Here is a 23,910-nt window from a genome sequence, read left to right on the forward strand (position 1 = left end):
TAAATAACATTGGCCGCGTTTTTGCTTAGTAACCATCCATAAAGTACGGCATTGCCGATTATTCAATCGCGTCCACCAGACGAGTCTGGCCCCCTTAGGAGTTTCCATGAGCGAGTTGCGTTTTACTGAAGATCACGAATGGCTGCGTACTGAAGCTGACGGTAGCGTCACCGTCGGCATCACCGCTTTCGCGCAGAACGCCCTGGGCGACGTGGTTTTCGTACAACTGCCTGAGCTGCAGTCCTACGACAAAGGCGCTGAAGCCGCCACTGTGGAATCGGTAAAAGCCGCCAGCGGCGTGTACATGCCACTCGATGGCGAAGTGCTGGAAGTGAACCCGGCGCTGGACAGCAGCCCTGAACTGGTCAACGAAGATCCGCTGGGCGAAGGCTGGTTCTTCCGCTTCCAGCCAACCGATGCCTCGGCTGTCGGCCAACTGCTGGATCAAGACGCTTACGACCGTCTGATCGCCCAAGCCTGAGGAGCGCCAACATGACTCAAGTACTTCCTGTTTCTGTAAATGTCAGCACCGCCAACGAATTCATCGCCCGCCACATCGGCCCACGTGCCGGCGACGAGCAAGCCATGCTCAACAGCCTGGGCTTTGACTCCCTGGAAGCTCTGAGCGCCAGCGTCATTCCCGACAGCATCAAAGGCACCAGCGTCCTGGGCCTGGAAGACGGCCTGAGTGAAGCGGATGCCCTGGCGCTGATCAAATCCATCGCCGGCAAAAACCAGCTGTTCAAGACCTACATCGGCCAGGGCTACTATGGCACTCACACGCCCTCGCCAATCCTGCGCAACCTGCTGGAAAACCCGGCCTGGTACACCGCTTACACTCCCTACCAGCCAGAAATTTCCCAAGGCCGTCTCGAAGCGCTGCTGAACTTCCAGACCCTGATCAGCGACCTGACCGGCCTGCCGATCGCCAACGCCTCGCTGCTGGACGAAGCCACCGCCGCTGCCGAAGCCATGACCTTCTGCAAACGCCTGAGCAAGAACAAAGGCAGCCACGCGTTCTTCGCCTCGGTTCATTGCCATCCGCAAACCCTCGACGTACTGCGCACCCGTGCCGAGCCGTTGGGCATCGACGTGGTGGTCGGCGATGAGCGCGAACTGAGCGACGTGACGCCGTTCTTCGGCGCTTTGCTGCAATACCCGGCCAGCAATGGTGATGTGTTCGACTACCGCGAACTGACCGAGCGTTTCCACGCGGCTAATGCTCTGGTCGCTGTCGCGGCTGACCTGCTGGCCCTGACCGTGCTGACTCCGCCAGGCGAATTCGGCGCCGACGTGGCCATCGGCAGCGCGCAACGCTTCGGCGTGCCGCTGGGCTTCGGTGGTCCGCACGCAGCCTATTTCTCCACCAAAGATGCATTCAAACGTGACATGCCGGGCCGTCTGGTCGGTGTTTCCGTGGACCGTTTCGGCAAGCCGGCCCTGCGCCTGGCCATGCAGACCCGCGAGCAGCATATCCGCCGCGAGAAAGCCACCAGCAACATCTGCACCGCCCAAGTGCTGCTGGCCAACATCGCCAGCATGTACGCCGTATACCACGGCCCGAAAGGCCTGACGCAGATCGCACAACGCATTCATCACCTGACCGCGATCCTCGCCAAAGGCTTGAGCGCATTGGGCTTGACCGTCGAGCAAGAAAGCTTCTTCGACACACTGACGATCAAGACCGGCGCGCAAACTGCTGCCCTGCACGACAAGGCTCGTGCCCAGCGCATCAACCTGCGTGTAGTGGATGACGAGCGCCTGGGCCTGTCCCTGGACGAAACCACCAGCCAGGCTGATGTTGAAACCCTGTGGAGCGTGCTGGCCGACGGCAAAACCCTGCCAGACTTCGCCGCCCTCGCCGTCTCGGTCGAAAGCACCCTTCCGGCCGCGCTGGTTCGCCAATCGCCGATCCTCAGCCACCCGGTGTTCAACCGTTATCACTCCGAAACCGAGCTGATGCGCTACCTGCGCAAGCTCGCCGACAAGGATCTGGCCCTGGATCGCACCATGATTCCGCTGGGTTCGTGCACCATGAAGCTCAACGCCGCCAGCGAAATGATCCCGGTGACCTGGGCTGAATTCGGTGCCCTGCATCCGTTCGCTCCAGCCGAGCAAAGCGCCGGCTACCAGCAGCTGACCGATGAACTGGAAGCAATGCTCTGTGCCGCCACCGGTTACGACTCGATCTCCCTGCAACCGAACGCCGGTTCCCAAGGTGAATACGCTGGCCTGCTGGCGATTCGTGCCTACCACCAGAGCCGTGGCGAAGACCGTCGCGACATCTGCCTGATCCCGTCCTCCGCCCACGGCACCAACCCGGCCACTGCCAACATGGCTGGCATGCGCGTGGTCGTGACCGCCTGCGATGCCCGCGGCAACGTCGACATCGAAGACTTGCGCGCCAAGGCCATCGAGCACCGCGAACATCTCGCTGCGCTGATGATCACCTACCCGTCGACCCACGGCGTGTTCGAAGAAGGCATCCGCGAAATCTGCGGCATCATTCACGACAACGGCGGCCAGGTGTACATCGACGGCGCCAACATGAACGCGATGGTCGGCCTCTGCGCGCCAGGCAAGTTCGGCGGCGACGTGTCTCACCTCAACCTGCACAAGACCTTCTGCATTCCACACGGCGGTGGCGGCCCGGGCGTCGGCCCGATTGGCGTCAAGTCGCACCTGACACCGTTCCTGCCGGGCCACGCCCAGATGGAACGCAAGCAAGGCGCGGTCTGCGCGGCACCGTTCGGCAGCGCGAGCATTCTGCCGATCACCTGGATGTACATTCGTATGATGGGTGGCGCGGGTCTCAAGCGTGCTTCGCAACTGGCGATCCTGAATGCCAACTACATTTCCCGTCGCCTCGAAGAGCACTACCCAGTGCTGTACACCGGCAGCAACGGGTTGGTGGCGCACGAATGCATCCTCGACCTGCGTCCGTTGAAAGACAGCAGCGGCATCAGCGTCGATGACGTCGCCAAGCGCCTGATCGACTTCGGCTTCCACGCCCCGACCATGTCGTTCCCGGTGGCCGGCACGTTGATGATCGAACCGACCGAAAGCGAATCCAGGGAAGAACTGGACCGCTTCTGCGACGCCATGATCCGCATCCGCGAAGAAATCCGCGCGGTGGAAAACGGCACGCTGGACAAGGACGACAACCCGCTGAAAAACGCGCCACACACCGCCGCGGAAATCGTCGGCGAGTGGACTCACCCGTACAGCCGCGAGCAAGCGGTGTACCCGGTCGCGTCGCTGATTGAAGGCAAGTACTGGCCACCGGTCGGTCGCGTCGACAACGTCTTCGGCGATCGCAACCTGGTCTGCGCCTGCCCGTCGATCGAAAGCTACGCTTAAAAAAAGCAGCCTCAAGTGGCAGGCCTCAAGCTGCAAGAAAGAGCCGATCGGCTTTGACTTGCAGTTTGTAGCTTGCCGCTTACAACTACTCCAACGGAGGCCAACCATGTCGTTAAGCGTGTTCGACCTGTTCAAGATTGGCATCGGCCCCTCCAGCTCCCACACCGTCGGCCCGATGCGTGCCGCTGCGCGTTTCGCCGAAGGTCTGCGCCGTGAAGGGCTGCTGGCCGCAACCACCTGCGTCAAAGTCGAGCTCTACGGCTCGCTCGGCGCCACCGGCAAAGGCCATGGCAGCGACAAGGCCGTGTTACTGGGCCTGGAAGGCGAACACCCGGATACCGTGGACACCGAAACCGTCGCCGCGCGCCTACAAGAGATTCGCGGCAGCGGTCGCCTGAATCTGCTCGGCGAACACAGCATTGCGTTCAACGAGAAAGAACACCTGGCGATGATCCGCAAACCGTTGGCCTATCACCCCAACGGCATGATCTTTCGCGCATTCGATGCCGCTGGCCTGCAAATCCGCAGCCGCGAGTATTACTCGGTCGGCGGTGGTTTCGTGGTTGATGAAGACGCTGCCGGTGCCGACCGCATCGTCGAAGACGCTACCCCGCTGACCTTCCCGTTCAAAAGTGCCAAGGATTTGCTCGGTCATTGCAGCACCTACGGCCTGTCGATCAGCCAGGTGATGCTGACCAATGAGAGTGCCTGGCGACCCGAAGCGGAAACCCGCGCCGGACTGCTGAAAATCTGGCAAGTGATGCAAGACTGCGTCGCCGCCGGTTGCCGCAACGAAGGCATCCTGCCCGGTGGGCTCAAGGTCAAGCGCCGGGCCGCGGCGTTGCATCGGCAATTGTGCAAAAACCCGGAATCGTCACTGCGCGATCCGCTGTCGGTGCTCGACTGGGTCAACCTGTACGCCTTGGCGGTTAACGAAGAAAACGCCAATGGCGGACGTGTGGTCACTGCGCCCACCAACGGTGCAGCCGGAATCATCCCCGCGGTGTTGCATTACTACATGCGCTTCATTCCTGGGGCTAACGAAGATGGCGTCGTGCGCTTTCTGCTGACGGCCGCCGCGATCGGCATTCTGTACAAGGAAAACGCCTCGATCTCCGGCGCCGAAGTCGGCTGTCAAGGCGAGGTTGGCGTCGCCTGTTCCATGGCCGCCGGCGCCTTGTGTGAAGTGCTGGGCGGCACGGTGCAGCAGGTGGAAAACGCCGCCGAAATCGGCATGGAACACAACCTCGGCCTGACCTGCGACCCGATTGGCGGACTGGTGCAAGTGCCTTGTATCGAGCGCAACGCAATGGGTTCGGTCAAAGCCATCAATGCGGTGCGCATGGCCCTGCGCGGCGACGGCCAGCACTTCGTCTCCCTCGACAAAGTCATCCGCACCATGCGCCAGACCGGCGCCGACATGAAAAGCAAATACAAGGAAACCGCCCGTGGCGGTTTGGCGGTCAACATTATCGAGTGCTGATGCGCGCATCTGCACTATTTTCAGGAGCTGGATATGTCCACCGAACACCTGTTGAAAACCCCGTTGCACGCACTGCACCTCGAACTCGGCGCCCGCATGGTGCCGTTCGCCGGTTACGAAATGCCAGTGCAATACCCGCTGGGCGTGATGAAAGAACACCAGCACACCCGTGAGCAGGCCGGGCTGTTCGATGTGTCGCACATGGGCCAGATCCGCCTGACCGGCGCGAATGCGGCCAAAGCTCTGGAAACCCTGGTGCCGGTGGATATCATCGATTTGCCTGTGGGCATGCAGCGCTACGCGATGTTCACCAATGAGACCGGCGGCATCCTCGACGACCTGATGGTCGCCAACCTTGGTAACGACGAACTGTTCCTGGTGGTCAACGCGGCCTGCAAGGATCAGGATCTGGCACACCTGCGCAAGCATATCGGCGACCAGTGCACCATCGAGCCGCTGTTCGAAGAGCGCGCGTTGCTGGCGTTGCAAGGCCCTGCAGCCGTCACCGTGCTCGCACGCCTTGCGCCTGAAGTGGCGAAAATGACTTTCATGCAGTTCGCCCGTGTGAAGCTGTTGGGTGTGGACTGCTTTATCAGCCGTTCGGGCTACACCGGTGAAGACGGTTTCGAAATCTCCGTACCGGCCGCCAATGCCGAAGCCCTGGCTCGCGCCCTGCTGGCCGAACCGGAAGTGGCGGCCATTGGCCTCGGCGCTCGCGACTCCCTGCGCCTGGAAGCCGGCCTGTGCCTCTACGGCCACGACATGAACACCGAAACCACCCCAATCGAAGCCAGCCTGTTGTGGGCCATCTCCAAGCCTCGTCGTGCCGATGGCGCGCGGGCCGGCGGCTTCCCCGGTGCTGAAACCGTGTTCGCCCAGCAGCAAGCCGGTGTCAGCCGCAAACGTGTTGGCCTGCTGCCACAGGAACGTACGCCAGTGCGCGAAGGTGCAGAGATCGTCAACGAAGCCGGCGACATCATCGGCAGCGTGTGCAGCGGCGGCTTCGGTCCGACCCTCGGCGCTCCTTTGGCCATGGGTTACCTCGACAGCGCTTATATCGCTTTGGATACGCCGGTTTGGGCAATTGTTCGTGGGAAAAAGGTGCCTTTGCTTGTAAGCAAAATGCCATTTGTTCCACAACGCTACTATCGCGGCTGATCGACTGTTTCTATAAGTAACGCGGCTGCGTTAAGAGTGCACTAATCTGTAACGCAGCCGCCATAAAACAGTGCGAACGTTTCGTTTATGAACGTTACTTATAACGATCGAAAACAACCTGAACAACGCTATCGAATAAGCCTGCCCTAGTGCCATCAACCCAAGGAAATACGGGGCTTCGCAGGGCTTGTTTTTTCTCCCGTAGTTGGCGTAGAGTTTGTTCACTGTGTTTGCATGGGTCGCTTGGAATCGTGACCTGGGCAGTAGCCTACAAAGTTAGCTACATCCCGTCCGACGTCTTCTTACTCTCCTGCAACCAGCCCCAGTACTCTTTCACTCAGAAGGAGACTGTCATTCATTTTTTTGCGTCAAAGGAAATAAGAAATGTCCCAACGTCAGAGCGGTACCGTCAAGTGGTTTAACGACGAGAAAGGTTTTGGTTTTATCACTCCAGAAAGCGGTCCGGATCTGTTCGTACATTTCCGCGCTATTCAGGGCAACGGCTTCAAGAGCCTGAAAGAAGGCCAGAAAGTGACTTTCGTTGCTGTGCAAGGCCAGAAAGGCATGCAAGCTGACGAAGTTATCGCCGAAGCGTAATTCCGTCTTTCACAAAAAAGCCCCTGATGCTGACATCAGGGGCTTTTTTGTGCGTGTAAATCCGTAAAATGGCTTCTTTTTCCGTTCAGAGGCTGCCATGTCGAAACACCTGCTCTCCCCACAGGGCGATTTTCCCGCCGTCGGCCTGGGGCGTCGCCTGGCAGCGATGTTCTACGACTTTTTGCTGTGCACCGCCCTGCTGATCGTTACCAGCGGCATTTACAAGATGATCCAGATGGCGATCATCGGCGAAGACCAAATGCGCGCCTTGACCGACACCGGCGCGCTGGACGGTGACCCGCTGCTATCGACGGTGCTGCTGTTCGTGCTGTTCGGCTTCTTTGCCAAGTTCTGGACCTGGTCGGGGCAGACTCTGGGGATGCAGGTGTGGGGCATTCGCGTGCAGAACGCCGATGGCTCATCCATCAGTCTGTGGCAGGCTCTGTTGCGCTTTGTGGTGTCGATCGCCTCCTGGCTATGCCTGGGGCTGGGATTCTTCTGGTCGCTGTTCGACAAGCAGAAGCGCAGCTGGCATGACATTTACTCCAATACCCAGCTTGTGCGTATTCCAAAGAAGGCAAAGTAAGTTGCGCAGAGCACAAATCATTGTGGGAGCGAGTCTGCTCGCGATAGCGGTGTATCAGTCAACATTGATATGACTGACAGATTGCTATCGCGAGCAGGCTCGCTCCCACAGGTTTTGTGGCTTACCTGAAAGATCTCAGGCGTTGCCGGCTAATTTCATCCTTGCAGCCTGCGTGAAATCAAGCATCCGCTTCAACGGCCGGACCGCCTGCGGAATCAACGCTGGATCGACAAAAATTTCATTCGTCCCTTCCTTCAAGCTCTTCAGCGTGCGCTCAAGCGTGTTCATCGCCATCCAGGGGCAATGTGCGCAACTGCGGCAGGCGGCGCCGTTACCGGCCGTTGGCGCTTCGATGAAGACCTTGTCCGGACACAGCTGCTGCATCTTGTAGAAGATGCCACGGTCGGTGGCGACGATCAGGGTCTTGTTCGGCAGACTTTGCGCCGCAGCGATCAACTGACTGGTGGAACCCACTGAGTCGGCCAAGTCGATTACGGCGGTCGGAGATTCCGGGTGCACCAGAATGGCCGCATCCGGGTACAGCGCTTTCATGTCTTCGAGCTGTTTGGCCTTGAACTCTTCATGGACGATGCAGGCGCCGTCCCACAGCAGCATGTCAGCACCGGTCTTGCGCTGTATATAAGTGCCCAGGTGCTTGTCTGGCGCCCAGATGATGGTTTCGCCGTTATCCATCAGGCTTTCGACGATTTCCAGCGCACAGCTGGACGTCACCACCCAATCCGCCCTGGCTTTGACTGCCGCCGAGGTGTTGGCATACACCACCACCGTACGCTCCGGATGCTGATCGCAGAACGCCGAGAACTCGTCCACCGGGCAACCCAGGTCCAGCGAGCAAGTCGCTTCCAGGGTCGGCATCAGCACGCGTTTTTCAGGGTTGAGGATTTTCGCGGTTTCGCCCATGAATTTCACGCCGGCGACCACCACAGTCTTGGCAGGGTGGGCATTGCCAAAGCGGGCCATCTCCAGAGAGTCGGAGACGCAGCCACCGGTTTCTTCGGCCAGGGCCTGAATGACCGGATCGCAATAGAAGTGGGCAACCAGCACCGCGTCCTGAGCCTTGAGCTCGGCAGCGATGGCAGCACGGTAATAAGCCTCTTCCTCGGCTGTCAGCGGCTTGGGCTGCTTGGCGTCGAGGTGGGCTTGAACCAGAAGGCGTTCGGAAATCTGCGTCATGTTCGCAAGACCTGCAGGCGCTTTCGCGCGAAAGTCGAGTATACACCCGGCTCCGGACCCTTATGGGCACCGCCGGGATAGTGAGTATTCATCAGGCATGGACAGCATTGAAGTTGCGCAAGGCTACAGAATATCCCGAAGATGCAAAAGATGATTCTGACCTGCGTCACCCGGATTGAGCGGTGCTCAAATTGCGGGCAAAAAAAAACCCGGAAATCCTCACTTACGTGGGCCTTCCAGATTTTTTAAAATGGTGGGTCGTGTGGGATTCGAACCTACGACCAATTGGTTAAAAGCCAACTGCTCTACCAACTGAGCTAACGACCCGCTGTGTGGTGGCGCGTATAATACTGATTTTTAAGGACTATTCAACACCTAATTTGAAATAAATCAAAAATAAGGTGTTGGGTCCTTCACACCGGCCGCCGCGAAGCCTTCTGCACGCAGGCGGCAGCTGTCGCATTTGCCGCAGGCGCGGCCGTTATCGTCCGCCTGATAGCAGGAAACGGTCAGCCCGTAATCGACGCCCAGCTTCACGCCGGCCTGGACGATCTGCGCTTTGCTCAGGTTCTGCAGTGGCGCCTGGATACGGAAACCCTGCCCTTCTACCCCGGCCTTGGTCGCCAGATTGGCCATGCGCTCGAAGGCCTCGATGAACTCGGGACGGCAATCCGGGTAACCGGAATAATCCACCGCGTTGACGCCGATAAAGATGTCACGCGCCCCCAGCACTTCGGCCCAGCCCAGTGCCAAGGACAGAAACACGGTGTTGCGCGCTGGCACGTAAGTCACCGGGATACCTTCACCCGGTGTTTCCGGCACATCGATACGGGTGTCGGTCAATGCCGACCCGCCGATACCGTTCAGGTTCAAGCCGATCACTTTGTGCTCGACCACACCCAAGTCTTGGGCGACACGTGCGGCGGCGTGCAATTCGGCATGAGACCGCTGACCGTAATCGAAGCTCATGGTGTAGCAGCGGTAACCTTCGGCACGGGCCATGGCCACGACTGTTGCGGAATCGAGGCCACCGGACAGCAAGATGACCGCGCGTTTTTCAGCAGTGTTCGTTTGTTCAGTCATTTCAACGCCCCGGCTCATCATTCCAAAGATATTTATGCAGCTGCAATTGCAGACGCACAGGCAGATTGTCCGCTACCACCCAGTCCGCCAGATCACGCGCATTCAGGTCATGGTGACTGGGCGAGAACAAGACTTCGCCGGCACGCTGGTCCAGGCCATATTGAATCAGCTTGGACACAGCCCAGTCGTAGTCTTCCCGCGAGCAGATGACAAACTTTACCTGATCGTTAGGCGTGAGCAGCTCGATGTTTTCGTAGCGGTTGCGGTGTGCTTCTTTCGAACCCGGGGTTTTCAGGTCGACGACGCGACTGACCCGTGGATCGACCGCCGAGATGTCCAGCGCGCCACTGGTTTCCAGTGACACTTCGTAGCCGGCATCACACAACTGCTTGAGCAAAGGGATGGCATTCGGTTGCGCCAAGGGCTCGCCACCCGTGACACAGACGTAACGCGGGCGAAAACCGGCCACTTGCTCGAGGATGTCATCGAGCGTGCGAAGGGTGCCGCCAGTGAACGCGTAGGCGCTGTCACAGTATTGGCAACGCAATGGGCAACCGGTCAGGCGCACAAAGACAGTGGGCAGCCCGGCAGTCCGCGTTTCACCCTGCAACGAGTAGAAAACTTCGGTGATTCTCAATGTGTCTTGCATAGTCGCCACGGGCGTAACAGCTAAACAGGCTGTCCGCCTCCGTCAGGCACTTCAAGGGACCTCGCCAACGCGCAGATCCCAAAAAGCGTGTTTCATAAAAAGGGCATGAATTCTAACGAAAAAACCCGCGATAGGCGCGGGTTTCTTCTAAACATAACTATTTCGACAAGCTTACAGGCTTACATACGCTGCAAATCGCGTTGAGCCAGCTGAGCGGCGGAAGTGCCCGGATATTGGGACACGACCTGCTGCAGAATGCCTTTGACCCGGTCGGTATGACCGAGGCGGCGCTCTACATCAGCGAGCTTGTACAGCGAATCAGGCACTTTGGGGTGCTTGGGGTACAGCTGCGAAACTTTGGCAAATGCCTGACCTGCACCTTGCAGATCGCCCTTGGCCAGGTTCACTTCACCCAACCAGTACTGGGCATTGCCCGCGTACTGGCTGTTCGGGTACTTGCGCAGGAATGCGGCGAAAGCCTGACTGGCCTTGTCGAAATCCTTGGCTTTGATCAGGTCGAAGGCTGCATCGTAGTACAGTTTTTCCTTCGCCGGATCAGCCGGTTCGCTACCTGCGGCAGGCGCTTGTGTGGAAGTGGCAACGGCTGCCGCTCCTGCGCCGGCTGCTGCACCGGGGGCATTCAAATTGCCACCGGTGGAAGAATTATCAGGAGTCGCGGCGGGTGCAACACCGGTTCCTATGCGCCGATCAAGATCCTGATATCGCTCCAGGCTTTCTTGCTTCATGCGCGCTACATCATTTTGCAGTTCTTCGATCACACCCTGTTGGCGCGAGATCTGATCCTGCATTTGTTGCAGTTGGTTGAACAGCTGGCCCTGCGCCGAGACAGGGGCTGAAACCCCTCCCCCGGCATAGGCGCCGTTCGTACCGTAACCCGCAGGCGGATAACTGCTCCCGCTATTGTTATAGCCGGAGTTGTCCTCGACCACAGGAACCGCAGCCCACACCGCAAGCGGTGCGAGGCTGAGAGCCAAAACAGTTACAGCACGACGGCACGTTCGCATGACGAATTACTTACGCAGTTCGACGCGACGGTTTTGAGCCCAGGACTGCTCGTCGTTGCCGGTAGCAACTGGACGCTCTTCGCCGTAGGAAACCAGTTCCGCCTGAGCTGGGGAAACACCTTGCAGTACCAGGTAACGCTGAACGGCTTTCGCACGACGCTCGCCCAGTGCCATGTTGTACTCACGAGTACCACGTTCGTCGGTGTTGCCTTCCAGAACAACGCGAGCGCCGTTTGCTTTCAGGTCTTTGGCGTGAACGTCCAGAGCGCGCATGGCTTCTGGCTTCAGGTCCGAGCTGTCGTATTCGAAGTAGAAGGTGGTGATTGCGCGCAGAGCAGCTTCTTCGCTCAGGGAACCGTCAACAGCACCAGTGTTAGCGCCGTAACCAGCGTTTGGATCAACAGCGCCTTCACCGGCGTTGTCGCCGCCTTTGGACGAGCAACCTACAGCTACAGCCATGGCCAGAGCCAGCGCAGCAAATTTACCAAACTTCAGCATTTCCATCGTGAAACTCCTAATGAACCCCAGTGTGTTAAGTACAACATGTAGCGCCGCGTCAGTTCAGGTAAGGGGACCAGGACGGTTCTCTGACTTCGCCTTGTGCGGTAGGAAGCGGGAGCCTCACGCGCCCATTAATGGACACGAGCATCAAGACTCCCCGGCCCTGCTGGCGGGTGGCGTAGATTACCATGGTGCCGTTGGGCGCAACAGTAGGCGACTCGTCCAGAGTGCTATCAGTGAGGATCTTTACACTACCGCGCTGCAAATCCTGCGCCGCCACCTTGAAATTGGTGAAGCCTTCCTGACGATGGATCATTACCAGGGTCTTTTCATCGGCCGACAGTTTAGGGTTGGCGTTGTAGTTACCGATGAAGGTCACACGCTCCGCACCACCACCGCTTGCGCTGGTTTTGTAGATCTGTGGCTTGCCGCCACGGTCGGAGGTGAAGTAGATGGTCGAACCATCTTTACCCCAGAACGGTTCGGTGTTGATGCCCTGACCATTGGTGACGCGACTGATCTGACGCGAACCCAGGTTCATCACATAGATGTCCGGGTTACCGTCTTTGGACAATACGAATGCCAGACGCTGACCATCCGGCGACCAGGCTGGCGCACCATTCAGGCCTTCGAAATTGGTGATCTGCTCACGGCGACCGGTATCGATGTTCTGCATGAAAATGCGCGGACGCTTCTGCTCGAACGACACATAAACAATGCGTTTGCCATCCGGTGCAAAACGCGGCGACAGGATCGGCTCGCGCGATTGCAGCAGGGTCACCGCACGGGCACCGTCATAGTCCGAACGTTGCAGCGTGTAGCGAGTGTTCTTCTCGGAGAACCGCTCGGCCGTCACGTACAGCAGACGAGTCGAGAACGCACCTTTGATACCGGTGAGTTTCTCGAACGACTGGTCGGAGATGTAATGCGCCATGTCGCGCAGTTGATCGACGCCGCCCGACACGCTGCCGGTCAGCACTTGCTGCTCGGTGGCGACGTTGAACAGTGCGTATTGAACCTGCAGGCGACCGCCCGCTGGAACAATGCTGCCGACCATGACGTACTGGGCACCCAGCGCCTTGAAGTCACGGAAGATGATTTCGCTGGCCTGGCTTGGCTGGCTGATCATGTTCTGTTTTGGAATCGGCGAGTAGTAACCCGAGTTGCGCAGGTCGTTACCGATAATTTCAGCCATGTCGTCCGGCAGCACGCTACCGCCCTGGAAGCCAAACGGCACTACCGCGATCGGGGTGGCCCGATCACTGCCGCTGGTAACCAGAATGTTTTTCTCATCAGCTGCCGCTATCCCTGCCAGGCAGCAAATAACGACAAGCATTCCTCGAAGAAGGTTTCTCACAAGGCTAGATCCTCAGGTGTGAATGTCATCTTGAATGAACGATAGGGAGCGAAATCGCTCGGTTTCATTCCCTGCATTTCTGTCAAACGTCCAATGTTCTTGACCGCCGCTACAGCGGAAGCGTCAAACGGACTATCGCCGCTGGACTTGGCTACGCCGACCGAAGTCACCGTACCATCGGGCAACATGCCGATTTGCAATACCACCGTCATGCCTTTGCGTGCCGAAGGTGGACGAGCCCAACCTTCCGCTGCACGAGCACGAATCAGATCATCGAAACTGCCGGCGACTTCGTCACCCTGCTCATCGGCCAAGGCCTGCTGACGCTCCGGCGTGTCGGAAAGCAAATCTGCCAGGGCCTGAGCCTTTTTTTCTTCGGCGGATTTACGTGCCGCTTCCTGCGATTTTTTCTTCGCAGCATCGGCAGCAGCTTTCTTCTTCGCGTCTTCGGCGACTTTCTTCTTCGCTTCTTCAGCTTCGGATTTTTTCTTGGCGTCTTCGGCGGCTTTCTTCTTCGCGTCTTCGACGATCTTTTTCTTCGCTTCTTCGGCGGCCGCTTTCTTGGCCTCTTCTTCCGCAGCTTTCTTGGCTTCTTCTTCAGATTTCTTCTTGGCTATATCAGCCAATTGTTTCTCTTCGGCCTTTTTGGCTTCGGCGGTCTTCTTGGCTTCATCGGCTTTCTTGGCTTCATCCGCCTTTTTTGCCTCTTCCGCTTTCTTCGTCTCGTCGGCCTTCTTGGATTCTTCGGCTTTTTGAGCCGCATCTTCCTTCTTTTGTTCCGCGGCCTTGATCGCTTCCTGCTCGATCTTTTTCTGTTCCATCTGTTCGACTTCGGTCTGGCGCGCGGCGGATTTCTTCGCTTCACCCGCAATCTTCTGATTGGTCTGGGTGGTCGCCTGACTTTTCGATTTCAGCTGGTACAAGGTCGCCTGGACAATCGGCTTGGCCGGCGGCAGTTCCGGTGTGAAGGCAAAACTGACGAACAGCATGCCGAAAACCAGCACGTGCAAGACAATCGCCCAGACACTAGGCCAGAAATAGCTTTCCGAGGCGGACGGCTCTCGCATTTGCTGCATCAGGGTGCCTCGGTAATCAAGCCAACATTACCGACCCCGGCTTTCTGCAACCCGCCCATGGCGCCCATGACGGCGCCGTAATCGACGGTCTTGTCGCCACGGATGAATACCTGGGTACGCTTGCCACCTTCAGTGCCGGCGCGAACGATCTTGGTCACCGCGTCGGTCATTTGCGGCAAGGTCATGGCCTTGTCCTGCTGCTTATCGGTGTCGACTTCGCTGCCAAGGTTCCAGTAATAGGTCTTGTCAGCCTTGATCGAAATGGTCAGGACCTGAGTGTTGTTGTCCTGCGGCAAGGCTTCACTGGAAACCTTGGGCAGATCAACTTTCACGCCCTGATTGAGCATCGGCGCGGTCACCATGAAGATGACCAGCAGTACCAGCATCACGTCGATGTAAGGCACCACGTTCATCTCGGCAACCGACTTGCGCTTTTTGCGAGCTCGAGCGATTAAAGCCATTGGGAATTACCTGCTTATTCTTCGCTGGTGTGCACTTTGCGGTGCAGGATCGCCTGGAATTCATCGGCGAAGGTGTAGTAACGGCCCAGCAGGGTTTCGCTGCGAGCAGCAAAACGGTTGTAGGCAATTACAGCCGGGATGGCGGCGAACAGACCGATCGCGGTAGCGATCAGTGCTTCGGCGATACCCGGGGCCACAGTGGCCAGGGTCGCTTGCTGGGCGGTGGCCAGGCCACGGAAGGAGTTCATGATGCCCCAGACCGTACCGAACAGACCGATGTACGGGCTGACGGAACCGACGGTGGCGAGAAACGGCAGGCTCTGCTCGAGTTTTTCTTCCTCGCGGGAGATGGCCACGCGCATGGCACGGGCTACGCCTTCCATGACCGCTTCCGGATCAACGCCTGACTGCTGACGCAGACGGGAGAATTCCTTGAAACCGGCGCGGAAGATTTGCTCCACGCCCGAATCCGGATCAGGGTTACTGCCGGCCTGACGGTAGAGTTTGGACAGGTCGATACCGGACCAGAAGCGCTCTTCAAAGCTCTCCAGGGCGCGTCGACCGGCGCGCAGCAAGTTGCTGCGCTGAAAGATCATGATCCATGAGGTCACCGATGCGGCTACCAGGGTCAGCATTACCAGTTGCACCACGATACTGGCATTGCTGACCAGGCTCCACATGGAGGAATGGTCGACGACGTTAGCTTCCACGCTTTATCTCCTGCTTTGAGTGTGTACCCGCGCCGCTCACGTCGGCAAAGGCCGCACGTAGAGCTTCGGGAATGGCCCGGGGTTTTAAACTGTTGGTGCGCACACAGGCCACCAGAAACTGCCCTTCGCAGAGCAGCACATTATCCGTAGCTCGCCTGACCTGCTGTTTGAAGCGCAGGCTGACCCGGTTCAATTCAATTACTTCAGCGCTTACCAGCAGTTCGTCGTCCAGTCGCGCCGGCGCGTGGTAACGCGCTTCGCTGGAATGCACGACGAACAACAGGTCCTCCCCTGCCAGCGCCGACTGGGCAAAGCCCAGCTCCCGGAGCCGCTCGGTTCGAGCCCGTTCCATAAACTTGAGGTAATTGACGTAATACACGATGCCGCCCGCATCGGTGTCCTCGTAATAAACGCGACAACGATGTGCGAACGGCTCAAGCCCGTTTTGCGCGCGCATACTCTAGTGCTTACTCCTCAGGTTGCCAATCCGGCCAGGCAACTGTTTTTCATTGATTCGCGGCTTTGCGGCGAAAGTACGGTCCTGGGACAGCACAAACCCCGAATAAATCAGCACGCAAAGGTTACTAATCGTCCACGGCATCGAGGAACTCGTCTACCACAGGCATCTCGCCTAATCGTGACGGGATGTTTAAGCCGAAATGCAGGTATGCATGTCGAGTGACCACTCGCCCCCGCGGAGTGCGCATGATGTAGCCCTGCTGGATCAAATATGGCTCCAGCACATCTTCAATAGTGTGTCGCTCTTCGCTGATCGCCGCCGCCAGACTGTCGACCCCCACCGGTCCACCGTCGAACTTCTCGATCATGGTCAACAGCAGGCGTCGATCCTGATGGTCGAAGCCACGCTCGTCGACATCCAGCAGATTCAGCGCCAGGTCGGCGATCGGCTTGGTGATGTGGCCTTTGGCGCGAACCTCGGCGAAATCCCTCACTCGGCGCAGCAAGCGGTTGGCGATCCGCGGCGTGCCACGGGCGCGGCGGGCGATTTCGAAGGCGCCCTCCGGGTCCAGCGGCAACCCGAGAATGTTCGCCGAACGGCCGACAATCGTTGCCAGGTCGGCGGTGCTGTAGAACTCCAGACGCTGGACGATCCCGAAGCGGTCGCGCAACGGGTTGGTCAGCATGCCGGCCCGGGTGGTTGCGCCGACCAGGGTGAACGGCGGCAGATCGAGTTTGATCGAGCGCGCGGCCGGCCCTTCGCCGATCATGATGTCGAGCTGGAAATCTTCCATCGCCGGGTACAGCACCTCTTCGACGATCGGCGACAACCGGTGGATCTCGTCAATGAACAGCACGTCATGGGGTTCAAGGTTGGTCAGCAACGCCGCCAAATCACCCGGACGCTCAAGGACCGGCCCCGAGGTGCTTTTGATCGACACACCCATTTCCTGGGCAATGATGTTGGCCAGGGTGGTTTTACCCAGCCCCGGCGGGCCGAAAATGAGTGTGTGATCCAGGGATTCGTTGCGCCCACGCGCGGCCTGGATGAACAACTCCATTTGCTCGCGAACGGTCGGCTGGCCAATGTACTCGGCCAGGCTGACGGGACGAATTGCCCGGTCCTGGACTTCCTCACGCTCACGAGGGCCACCCGTGGCGGCGATCAGACGATCAGCTTCAATCACTTAGATCATTCCCTTAAGGGCACGACGAATCATGTCTTCACTGCTCAAACCCTTCTCCTTGATCGCAGAAATCGCCTTGCTGGCTTCCTGCGGCTTGTAGCCCAGGGAAATCAGCGCGCTGACCGCGTCATTTTCAGCGCTGGCAACTGGAGGCGCATCTGGCCCGCCCGGCTGGTTTGGCACCAACGCGAACATCGCCGGCACGGTTTCCCACGCCTTGAAGCGATCCTTGAGTTCCACCAACAAACGCTCGGCCGTCTTCTTGCCCACGCCTGGCACCTTGGTCAGCGCCGAAGTGTCCTGGGACTGCACGCAGCGAACCAGTTCATCGACCTCAAGGCTCGACATCAAGGCCAGCGCCAGTTTGGGCCCCACACCATTGAGACGGATCAGCTCGCGAAAAAAGTCTCGCTCGCGCTTGCCAAAGAAGCCATAGAGTAACTGCGCGTCTTCGCGTACGACCAAATGGGTATGCAAGGTCAGCGGTTCACCGACCGACGGCAAGCGATAAAGCGTGGTCATGGGCACTTCCAGCTCATAGCCCAGACCGTTTACATCCAGAATCAGGTGCGGCGGCTGTTTCTCAGCCAAAGTGCCGCGCAAGCGTCCAATCACGTTTCAGATCCTTGAGCCTTGGCCAGATCAGTGCTGGCGACTGACAGAACAAAGGCTTTACGCCGACAACACAGGCGCAAACCCTCATTCCATAAAAAATGATTGCTGATGCTATCAGAGACGCAGGCGCCCGCCACGACTGCGTGCTGTGCCCAGACCATGAGGCAACAGGCTGGACCGTGTATGAGCATGGCAAATTGCGATGGCCAGGGCATCCGAGGCATCGATTTGCGGCTTGCTGGTCAATTTGAGCATGTGCATGACCATCATCTGCACCTGCTCTTTATTCGCCGCGCCGGTGCCGGTCACCGCCTGTTTGACTTGGGTCGCAGTGTATTCGGCGATTTCCAGGCTTTCCTCGGCACCGGCCACGATGGCAGCACCGCGGGCCTGACCGAGCTTGAGGGCGGAGTCGGCATTGCGGGCCATGAAGACTTTTTCGATGCCCATGGTCACCGGGCCGTAGGCCTGGATCACTTCACGCACGCTCCGATAGACGATTTGCAGGCGTTCATGCAGCTCGCCGGAGCCCGTTCGAATGCACCCCGACGCCACGTACACGCAGCCACGCCCGGTGTCACGTACCACGCCATAACCGGTGATACGCGAACCGGGGTCGATACCAAGAATTAAAGTCATAACGCCTGCAGGCTTAGTAAAAGCACGATATTCAATACAGCGAATAACAAATGTGGGAGCTGGCTTGCCTGCGATGGCGTAGGCACATCAGACAATGATGTAGCCTGACACGCCGCCATCGCAGGCAAGCCAGCTCCCACACTGGATCTTAGTCGCCCTTAACCGAGCTGTGCGGCGACCGACTCTGGAATGTCCGCGTTGGAATACACGTTTTGCACGTCATCCAGGTCTTCGAGCATGTCGATCAGCTTCAGAATCTTCTCCGCGCCTTCCAGGTCCAGTTCGGCACTGGTGGTCGGCAGCATGACGATTTCCGCGTCATCACCCTTGAAGCCGGCAGCCTCCAAAGCGTTGCGCACGGAATAAAAGCCGGCGAACGAAGTGAACACGTCGATTGAACCGTCTTCGTGAGTCACCACATCATCGGCGTCAGCCTCCATGGCCGCTTCCATCAGCGCATCTTCGTCCACGCCCGGCGCGAAGGAAATCTGCCCCTTGCGTTCGAACAGATAGGCCACCGAACCGTCAGTGCCAAGGTTGCCGCCGCACTTGCTGAACGCATGGCGAACGGCGGCGGCTGTACGGTTACGGTTATCGGTCATGCATTCGACCATCACCGCCACACCGCCCGGGCCGTAACCTTCGTAGGTCAGCTCGACCATGTCGTCGGTATCGGCGGCGCCAGCGCCGCGAGCCACTGCGCGGTCGATGATGTCGCGACTCATGTTCGCACCCAGCGCTTTATCCAGCGCCAGGCGCAAACGCGGGTTGGAGCCCGGATCACCGCCGCCCTGACGAGCAGCAACCGTCAGTTCACGAATCCACTTGGTGAAAATCTTGCCCTTCTTGGCATCCTGACGTTCTTTGCGGTGCTTGATGTTCGCCCACTTGGAATGACCTGCCATAACTCGCTCCGAATTATCTTTGAAACATTGCCCGCCACGCCATAATGCGCCAGCCAGCAAAAAAAAATCTCGACCTTCCTATATAGAAAGGGCGCATCCGAAAATGCGCCCTTCTGGTCAGCCTTACTCAGCTTTAGGCGTTTCGCGCAGACGAATGTGCAGTTCGCGCAGTGCCTTGGCATCCACCTGACCCGGTGCCTGAGTCATGACATCCGCCGCACTCTGGGTTTTCGGGAAGGCGATCACTTCACGGATCGACTGGGCGCCGGTCATCAGCATCACCAGACGGTCCAGACCGAAGGCCAGGCCACCGTGCGGCGGTGCACCGTACTTCAGCGCATCGAGCAGGAAGCCGAATTTCTCTTCCTGTTCCGCTTCGTCGATACCCAGCAGACGGAATACCGACTGCTGCATTTCCTTGCGGTGGATACGGATCGAACCGCCACCCAGCTCGGTGCCGTTGAGCACCATGTCGTAGGCACGGGACAGAGCCTTGGCAGGATTGGCTTCGAGTTCTTGCGGGGTGCACTTCGGTGCGGTGAACGGGTGGTGCAACGCGCTGAAGCTGCCGTCGTCGTTCTCTTCGAACATCGGGAAGTCAACGACCCACATTGGCGCCCACTTGCAGGTCAGCAGCTCCAGGTCGTGGCCGAGCTTGATCCGCAGAGCCCCCAGGGCTTCGCTGACAATCTTCGATTTATCAGCGCCGAAGAACACGATATCGCCATCGACCGCACCGACGCGATCGAGGATCACGTTCAGGTTGGCCTCAGGGATGTTCTTGACGATTGGCGATTGCAGACCTTCAACGCCTTTGGCGCGCTCGTTGACCTTAATGTACGCCAGGCCCTTGGCACCGTAGATGCCGACGAACTTGGTGTAATCGTCGATCTTGCTGCGCGGCATGCTTGCCGCGCCTGGAACGCGCAGAGCGGCAACGCGGCATTTCGGGTCATTGGCCGGGCCGCTGAACACCTTGAAGTCGACTTCTTTCAGCTGGTCGGCAACGTCCACCAGTTCCAGCGGGTTACGCAGGTCCGGCTTGTCGGAACCATAACGACGCATGGCCTCTTCGAAGGTCATGTGCGGGAAATCGCCGAACTCCAGACCCAGCACTTCCTTGAACAGGGTGCGGACCATGCCTTCGGTGATGCCCATGATGTCTTTTTCATCGAGGAAGCTGGTTTCGATGTCGATCTGGGTAAATTCAGGCTGGCGGTCGGCACGCAGGTCTTCGTCGCGGAAGCACTTGGCGATCTGGTAGTAACGGTCGAAGCCGGCGACCATCAGCAGCTGCTTGAACAGCTGTGGCGATTGCGGCAAGGCGAAGAAGCTACCTGCGTGCGTACGGCTCGGCACCAGGTAGTCGCGAGCGCCTTCTGGCGTGGCGCGGGTCAGGATCGGTGTCTCGACGTCGAGGAAGCCGTTCTCGTCCAGGTAGCGACGGATGCTGGTGGTCATGCGCGAGCGTAGACGCAGCTTCTCGAGCATTTCCGGGCGACGCAGGTCAAGGAAGCGATAGCGCAGGCGAGTTTCTTCACCAACATCGGAGAACTCGTTGAGCGGGAACGGCGGGGTTTCCGATTCGTTCAGCACTTCCAGTTCGTAGCCGAGAACCTCGATCATGCCCGACGCCATGTTGGCGTTGGTGGCACCGGCCGGACGCAGGCGGACTTTGCCGGTGATCTTCACGACGAACTCGCTGCGCACGCGATCGGCGGCGGCGAAGGATTCAGCGCGGTCCGGGTCGAACACCACCTGGGCCAGACCGTCACGATCACGGATATCGAGGAAAATCACCCCACCGTGGTCACGACGACGGTGGACCCATCCGCAAAGGGTAATTTCCTGGCCTTCCAGGCTTTCGTTCAGTTGGCCGCAATAATGGCTGCGCATCATGGTAGTGGTTTCGCTTCTCGTAATTCGAAATTCGGTTGGAGGTCTTGCCGCCCTACACCTGAATAAGGTGCCAGATGATGCAAGAGCTCGCGCGTGTCGTTCAGCCGGGGCGCTAGACCCTAGTCAGCTTTGTCGCCACCGGCCAGGTTTTTCTTGGAACCGGTCTTGAAGTCGGTTTCGTACCAGCCGGTACCGCTGAGGCGGAAGCCCGGCATGGACAGCATCTTTTTAAGCTCTGGCGCCTGGCAGGCAGGGCAGTCGACCAGCGGTGCCGCGCTGATCTTTTGAATGGCTTCCAACTGATGACCACAGGAAGCACATTGATAGTCGTACATCGGCATGGGGGTTGTCTCGGCGATCAGATTGCTACCGCGCATGCTGGGCTTTGCGGCAAAGGGCGGGATTATATCCATTAAATGCAGCCTGTGCAGCCGTAAGACTGCACAGACCGACACTCGACCTGATCAACCACCACCGTTAAGCCATGACCAGGCAACTTCCTTCCTTCAGGCTGTGCACGACGCAGACAACCCGCACCAGCCCGGTGAAATTCTTCACCCCGCCGTGACGCAGATGCACTTCGCGATCCACGTGGGACAACAGCGCACTGACCGAGCAGCAATTGACCTTGGCCATATCACCCAAAATATCCCAATAAACCTGCTCCAGCCGCAAACAGGTCGCAAAGCCATTCAAGCGCACGGACCGGGATAATGGCTGGGCCAGGCCCATATTGAATTCATTGACCAATGAATCAATCTTTCCCTCCTTGAGCGGACCGCCCCTCCCTTCGCATCGCCTGTCTTGATCAACCATAACTTGACACTCCTTTGCCATCCTTGCTGCTTATAAGAGTCATATTCCGTTTTCTTATAAAAGCGCAGGCGCACAGGGATAATCCAGATGACTTTTTGACCATCGCCGTAGGATAAGCCAACAACGGAGGGCAGATGATGGAGCTCGTCCTAGGCCGGACGATTTCCTACGAAAACCGACGCAATCTCTTTCGGCGAAAAGGCAAAAAGACGCCAGAAACACAGCAGACAAATATGACTCAGCATGGGTCATCCACACGGTGGCCACCGGGAGTACCGCTGGACTGCCTGATTTGAGTAGCTGCGGGCTTTGCTGTTAAATAGGCAGTGTGTCGCTACCGCCTATTTTCCGGGGGTTGCGCATAGGCTGATACCGGGTACGTGTCCAACGCCTCTTATTGTTCTGAAGCGAACCGTGCTCCATCAGCTCTTCCTTGTGATCCGTCTTAACGTGAGTTAATCAAAATGTTGAAAATCGTCCACCTGCTAATGGGCGCAGCAGCCTTGCTGCTGTCCTTCATCCCTAGCCTGCGATCCGAAGCGCTACCTTACCTGCAACAACCCGATGCGCTGTACCTGGCCTTTTTCGGCCTGCTCAACCTCACCCTTGCACCTGTCATCCCTTACTGGAACAAAGGCCCGCGTCATCAGTTGCAAAACCTGGTCAGCGCCTTGCTGGTTCTGGCTGTGGTATTGCAAACACTGACCTTGTTCGCCCCGATGCCTGTCATCGCCGGTCAACCTGCCGTTCTGTTCAGTCTGGTCGTTGCCCTGATCGCCGTTCTTTTGCACCTGGCTGTCAGCTTCTACAAATCCTCACCGGCCGCCGCCTCGCCAAGCTATGACATGAGCAACCGCGATACCGGCACCGTCAAGTGGTTCAATACCTCCAAAGGCTTCGGCTTTATTTCCCGTGATTCCGGCGATGATATTTTCGTGCATTTCCGGGCAATTCGCGGCGAAGGCCACCGTGTTCTGGTCGAAGGCCAGCGTGTGGAGTTCTCCGTGATGAACCGTGACAAAGGCCTGCAAGCTGAAGATGTGATTGCCGCTCTGCCGCGTCGCTGACTCCAAAGCTAAAAAAAAAACCGCGAACAGCCCAGGCTGTTCGCGGTTTTTTTATGCCCTGCTTTCCACTCATGCCGCTCAGTAATGCGGTGGCGGAGCCTCTTCTTCGAAGGACTCGAACTGACCGACCATTTCCTCCTGCCGCTTGAGCAGCGCTGCCATTTGCAGTTGCAGGCGCTCAACCGCATGCTGCTGTGCCGCCAGCACATCATTCAAGGTCTGGATAGTGTCATCCTGAAACGCCAACTGGCTTTCCAGATCGTTAACGCGCTCTTCCAGGCTCATGTTCAGCCCTCCAGAAACGTGAAGTCATCGGTCAACACCAGACGCAGACGCTCACGAATCGTCGCGATCTGCTCTGGACTGTAGGGTTTGGCCGGCTGATTGCCCCAGACCGGGGCTGGCCAGGCGGCGTCCTCACGCTTGCGCACAATCACATGCATGTGCAACTGACTGACGACATTACCCAAGGCCGCGACGTTCAATTTATCCGCGTCGAACGAGTCCTTGAGCGTTTCCGCCAGTGCGGTGGTTTCCTGCCACAGCTGGTGTTGATCTGCGACATCTAATTGAAATATCTCGCTGATATCCTCGCGGCGGGGCACGAGGATGAACCACGGGTAGTTCGAATCATTGGACAGAAGCAACCGACAGAGCGGGAAATCGCCAATAGGCAACGTGTCTTGTTTAAGTCGTGGATCTAAAGCGAACACAGCGCACACTCCCCTCTGGTGATCTTTTTTCAGCTTAGCGCCCCATTGGCAGAGACGGCGCACCAAGCGACAGGACGGCAGCATACCTGCGAACGCCACGCGCTTCACGACGAACTGCCACCTGCTGTGCCCTGCGGGCGCCCCGATATGAGCCATTTTGATCCAGTACGCACCATGACAGAACCAGCCACCGAACAAAAAATGCCGAAATGACCGATAAACAACGAGCCGTTCGAATCCACGACAAAGAGACACTGGGTGAAATCGGTACAGCAATTGAAATTTTTTGCACCAAAACCGCACAACGCGTCTACGCTCAGTGCGTCAGCATCCGCTAACTACTCACTGTCGGGGTGAACCGGTAACGTTT

General features: G+C 58.2%; 26 protein-coding genes and 1 tRNA gene. 7 read left to right on the forward strand and 20 right to left on the reverse strand.

Features of this window, described 5'->3' with window-relative positions:
* Positions 1-106: 106 nt before the first annotated feature.
* The 6 genes from gcvH (at position 107) to BZL43_RS10050 (ending at position 7,184) form a co-directional block, all read left to right on the forward strand.
* A complete protein-coding gene (gene gcvH, locus BZL43_RS10025) occupies positions 107-481 on the forward strand; it encodes a glycine cleavage system protein GcvH (RefSeq protein ID WP_095632164.1) in 375 nt (124 codons plus the stop codon).
* 11 nt (positions 482-492) lie between these two features.
* Complete coding sequence (gcvP, locus tag BZL43_RS10030) at positions 493-3,360, forward strand: aminomethyl-transferring glycine dehydrogenase (RefSeq protein ID WP_095632165.1); 2,868 nt, start codon at positions 493-495, stop codon at positions 3,358-3,360.
* Positions 3,361-3,466: 106 nt separating this feature from the next.
* Positions 3,467-4,843, forward strand: a complete 1,377-nt coding sequence (locus BZL43_RS10035) for an L-serine ammonia-lyase (protein WP_095632166.1) — start codon at positions 3,467-3,469, stop codon at positions 4,841-4,843.
* Positions 4,844-4,876: 33 nt separating this feature from the next.
* Positions 4,877-6,001 (forward strand): glycine cleavage system aminomethyltransferase GcvT, encoded by a 1,125-nt coding sequence (gene gcvT, locus BZL43_RS10040; protein ID WP_095632167.1) that lies wholly within the window; start codon positions 4,877-4,879, stop codon positions 5,999-6,001.
* Between the two features lie 384 nt (positions 6,002-6,385).
* Positions 6,386-6,598: a cold-shock protein gene (locus BZL43_RS10045; RefSeq protein ID WP_011335634.1), complete on the forward strand. Its 213-nt coding sequence runs from the start codon at positions 6,386-6,388 to the stop codon at positions 6,596-6,598.
* A 97-nt stretch (positions 6,599-6,695) separates the two neighbouring features.
* Positions 6,696-7,184 (forward strand): RDD family protein, encoded by a 489-nt coding sequence (locus tag BZL43_RS10050; protein ID WP_095632168.1) that lies wholly within the window; start codon positions 6,696-6,698, stop codon positions 7,182-7,184.
* Between the two features lie 135 nt (positions 7,185-7,319).
* On the opposite strand, the gene nadA is transcribed toward BZL43_RS10050, so the two are convergent.
* The 18 genes from nadA to BZL43_RS10140 form a co-directional block, all read right to left on the reverse strand.
* Positions 7,320-8,378 carry a quinolinate synthase NadA gene (gene nadA, locus BZL43_RS10055; RefSeq protein WP_095632169.1) on the reverse strand — a complete coding sequence of 353 codons (1,059 nt, stop codon included), beginning with the start codon at positions 8,376-8,378 and terminating at the stop codon, positions 7,320-7,322.
* A 251-nt stretch (positions 8,379-8,629) separates the two neighbouring features.
* Positions 8,630-8,705: transfer RNA gene (locus BZL43_RS10060), tRNA-Lys, on the reverse strand.
* A 63-nt stretch (positions 8,706-8,768) separates the two neighbouring features.
* Complete coding sequence (gene queC, locus BZL43_RS10065; protein WP_095632170.1) at positions 8,769-9,461, reverse strand: 7-cyano-7-deazaguanine synthase QueC; 693 nt, start codon at positions 9,459-9,461, stop codon at positions 8,769-8,771.
* Position 9,462: 1 nt separating this feature from the next.
* Complete coding sequence (queE, locus tag BZL43_RS10070; RefSeq protein ID WP_095632171.1) at positions 9,463-10,110, reverse strand: 7-carboxy-7-deazaguanine synthase QueE; 648 nt, start codon at positions 10,108-10,110, stop codon at positions 9,463-9,465.
* 179 nt (positions 10,111-10,289) lie between these two features.
* Positions 10,290-11,135 carry a tol-pal system protein YbgF gene (gene ybgF / locus BZL43_RS10075; RefSeq protein ID WP_095632172.1) on the reverse strand — a complete coding sequence of 282 codons (846 nt, stop codon included), beginning with the start codon at positions 11,133-11,135 and terminating at the stop codon, positions 10,290-10,292.
* Positions 11,136-11,141: 6 nt separating this feature from the next.
* Complete coding sequence (gene pal / locus BZL43_RS10080) at positions 11,142-11,639, reverse strand: peptidoglycan-associated lipoprotein Pal (RefSeq protein ID WP_095632173.1); 498 nt, start codon at positions 11,637-11,639, stop codon at positions 11,142-11,144.
* A 52-nt stretch (positions 11,640-11,691) separates the two neighbouring features.
* Positions 11,692-12,993, reverse strand: coding sequence for a Tol-Pal system beta propeller repeat protein TolB (gene tolB / locus BZL43_RS10085; protein WP_095632174.1), 1,302 nt, complete (start codon positions 12,991-12,993; stop codon positions 11,692-11,694).
* Entirely contained in the window at positions 12,990-14,069 is a 1,080-nt protein-coding gene (gene tolA / locus BZL43_RS10090) for a cell envelope integrity protein TolA (protein WP_095632175.1), read from the reverse strand. Before tolA ends, tolB begins: the two co-directional genes overlap by 4 nt.
* Positions 14,069-14,521 carry a protein TolR gene (tolR, locus tag BZL43_RS10095; RefSeq protein ID WP_168185083.1) on the reverse strand — a complete coding sequence of 151 codons (453 nt, stop codon included), beginning with the start codon at positions 14,519-14,521 and terminating at the stop codon, positions 14,069-14,071. Before tolR ends, tolA begins: the two co-directional genes overlap by 1 nt.
* A gap of 23 nt (positions 14,522-14,544) precedes the next feature.
* Positions 14,545-15,240 carry a protein TolQ gene (gene tolQ / locus BZL43_RS10100; protein WP_007977321.1) on the reverse strand — a complete coding sequence of 232 codons (696 nt, stop codon included), beginning with the start codon at positions 15,238-15,240 and terminating at the stop codon, positions 14,545-14,547.
* Positions 15,230-15,697 carry a tol-pal system-associated acyl-CoA thioesterase gene (gene ybgC, locus BZL43_RS10105; protein ID WP_007933231.1) on the reverse strand — a complete coding sequence of 156 codons (468 nt, stop codon included), beginning with the start codon at positions 15,695-15,697 and terminating at the stop codon, positions 15,230-15,232. Before ybgC ends, tolQ begins: the two co-directional genes overlap by 11 nt.
* 127 nt (positions 15,698-15,824) lie before the next feature.
* Positions 15,825-16,886: a Holliday junction branch migration DNA helicase RuvB gene (gene ruvB, locus BZL43_RS10110; RefSeq protein ID WP_095632177.1), complete on the reverse strand. Its 1,062-nt coding sequence runs from the start codon at positions 16,884-16,886 to the stop codon at positions 15,825-15,827.
* On the reverse strand, positions 16,887-17,501 hold the full coding sequence (gene ruvA, locus BZL43_RS10115) for a Holliday junction branch migration protein RuvA (protein ID WP_095632178.1): 615 nt from the start codon (positions 17,499-17,501) through the stop codon (positions 16,887-16,889).
* Positions 17,502-17,615: 114 nt separating this feature from the next.
* Positions 17,616-18,140: a crossover junction endodeoxyribonuclease RuvC gene (gene ruvC, locus BZL43_RS10120; RefSeq protein ID WP_095632179.1), complete on the reverse strand. Its 525-nt coding sequence runs from the start codon at positions 18,138-18,140 to the stop codon at positions 17,616-17,618.
* Between the two features lie 158 nt (positions 18,141-18,298).
* Positions 18,299-19,045 carry a YebC/PmpR family DNA-binding transcriptional regulator gene (locus BZL43_RS10125; protein ID WP_095632180.1) on the reverse strand — a complete coding sequence of 249 codons (747 nt, stop codon included), beginning with the start codon at positions 19,043-19,045 and terminating at the stop codon, positions 18,299-18,301.
* Between the two features lie 123 nt (positions 19,046-19,168).
* The gene (aspS, locus tag BZL43_RS10130) at positions 19,169-20,944 is read right to left on the reverse strand and encodes an aspartate--tRNA ligase (RefSeq protein ID WP_095632181.1); all 1,776 of its coding nucleotides are present in this window, start codon (positions 20,942-20,944) and stop codon (positions 19,169-19,171) included.
* A 119-nt stretch (positions 20,945-21,063) separates the two neighbouring features.
* Positions 21,064-21,285 carry an FmdB family zinc ribbon protein gene (locus BZL43_RS10135; protein ID WP_010457489.1) on the reverse strand — a complete coding sequence of 74 codons (222 nt, stop codon included), beginning with the start codon at positions 21,283-21,285 and terminating at the stop codon, positions 21,064-21,066.
* 136 nt (positions 21,286-21,421) lie between these two features.
* Positions 21,422-21,760: a ribbon-helix-helix domain-containing protein gene (locus BZL43_RS10140; RefSeq protein WP_095632182.1), complete on the reverse strand. Its 339-nt coding sequence runs from the start codon at positions 21,758-21,760 to the stop codon at positions 21,422-21,424.
* A gap of 464 nt (positions 21,761-22,224) precedes the next feature.
* Here BZL43_RS10140 and BZL43_RS28720 point away from each other — a divergent pair, with 464 nt between their 5' ends.
* Positions 22,225-22,827 carry a cold-shock protein gene (locus BZL43_RS28720; RefSeq protein ID WP_095632183.1) on the forward strand — a complete coding sequence of 201 codons (603 nt, stop codon included), beginning with the start codon at positions 22,225-22,227 and terminating at the stop codon, positions 22,825-22,827.
* A 78-nt stretch (positions 22,828-22,905) separates the two neighbouring features.
* On the opposite strand, the gene BZL43_RS10150 is transcribed toward BZL43_RS28720, so the two are convergent.
* Positions 22,906-23,112 carry a SlyX family protein gene (locus BZL43_RS10150; RefSeq protein ID WP_095632184.1) on the reverse strand — a complete coding sequence of 69 codons (207 nt, stop codon included), beginning with the start codon at positions 23,110-23,112 and terminating at the stop codon, positions 22,906-22,908.
* 2 nt (positions 23,113-23,114) lie between these two features.
* Complete coding sequence (locus tag BZL43_RS10155) at positions 23,115-23,540, reverse strand: HIT domain-containing protein (RefSeq protein ID WP_095632185.1); 426 nt, start codon at positions 23,538-23,540, stop codon at positions 23,115-23,117.
* Between the last annotated feature and the right edge of the window lie 370 nt (positions 23,541-23,910).

This window comes from Pseudomonas sp. PICF141, from assembly GCF_002286815.1.
Classification (GTDB): Bacteria; Pseudomonadota; Gammaproteobacteria; order Pseudomonadales; family Pseudomonadaceae; genus Aquipseudomonas.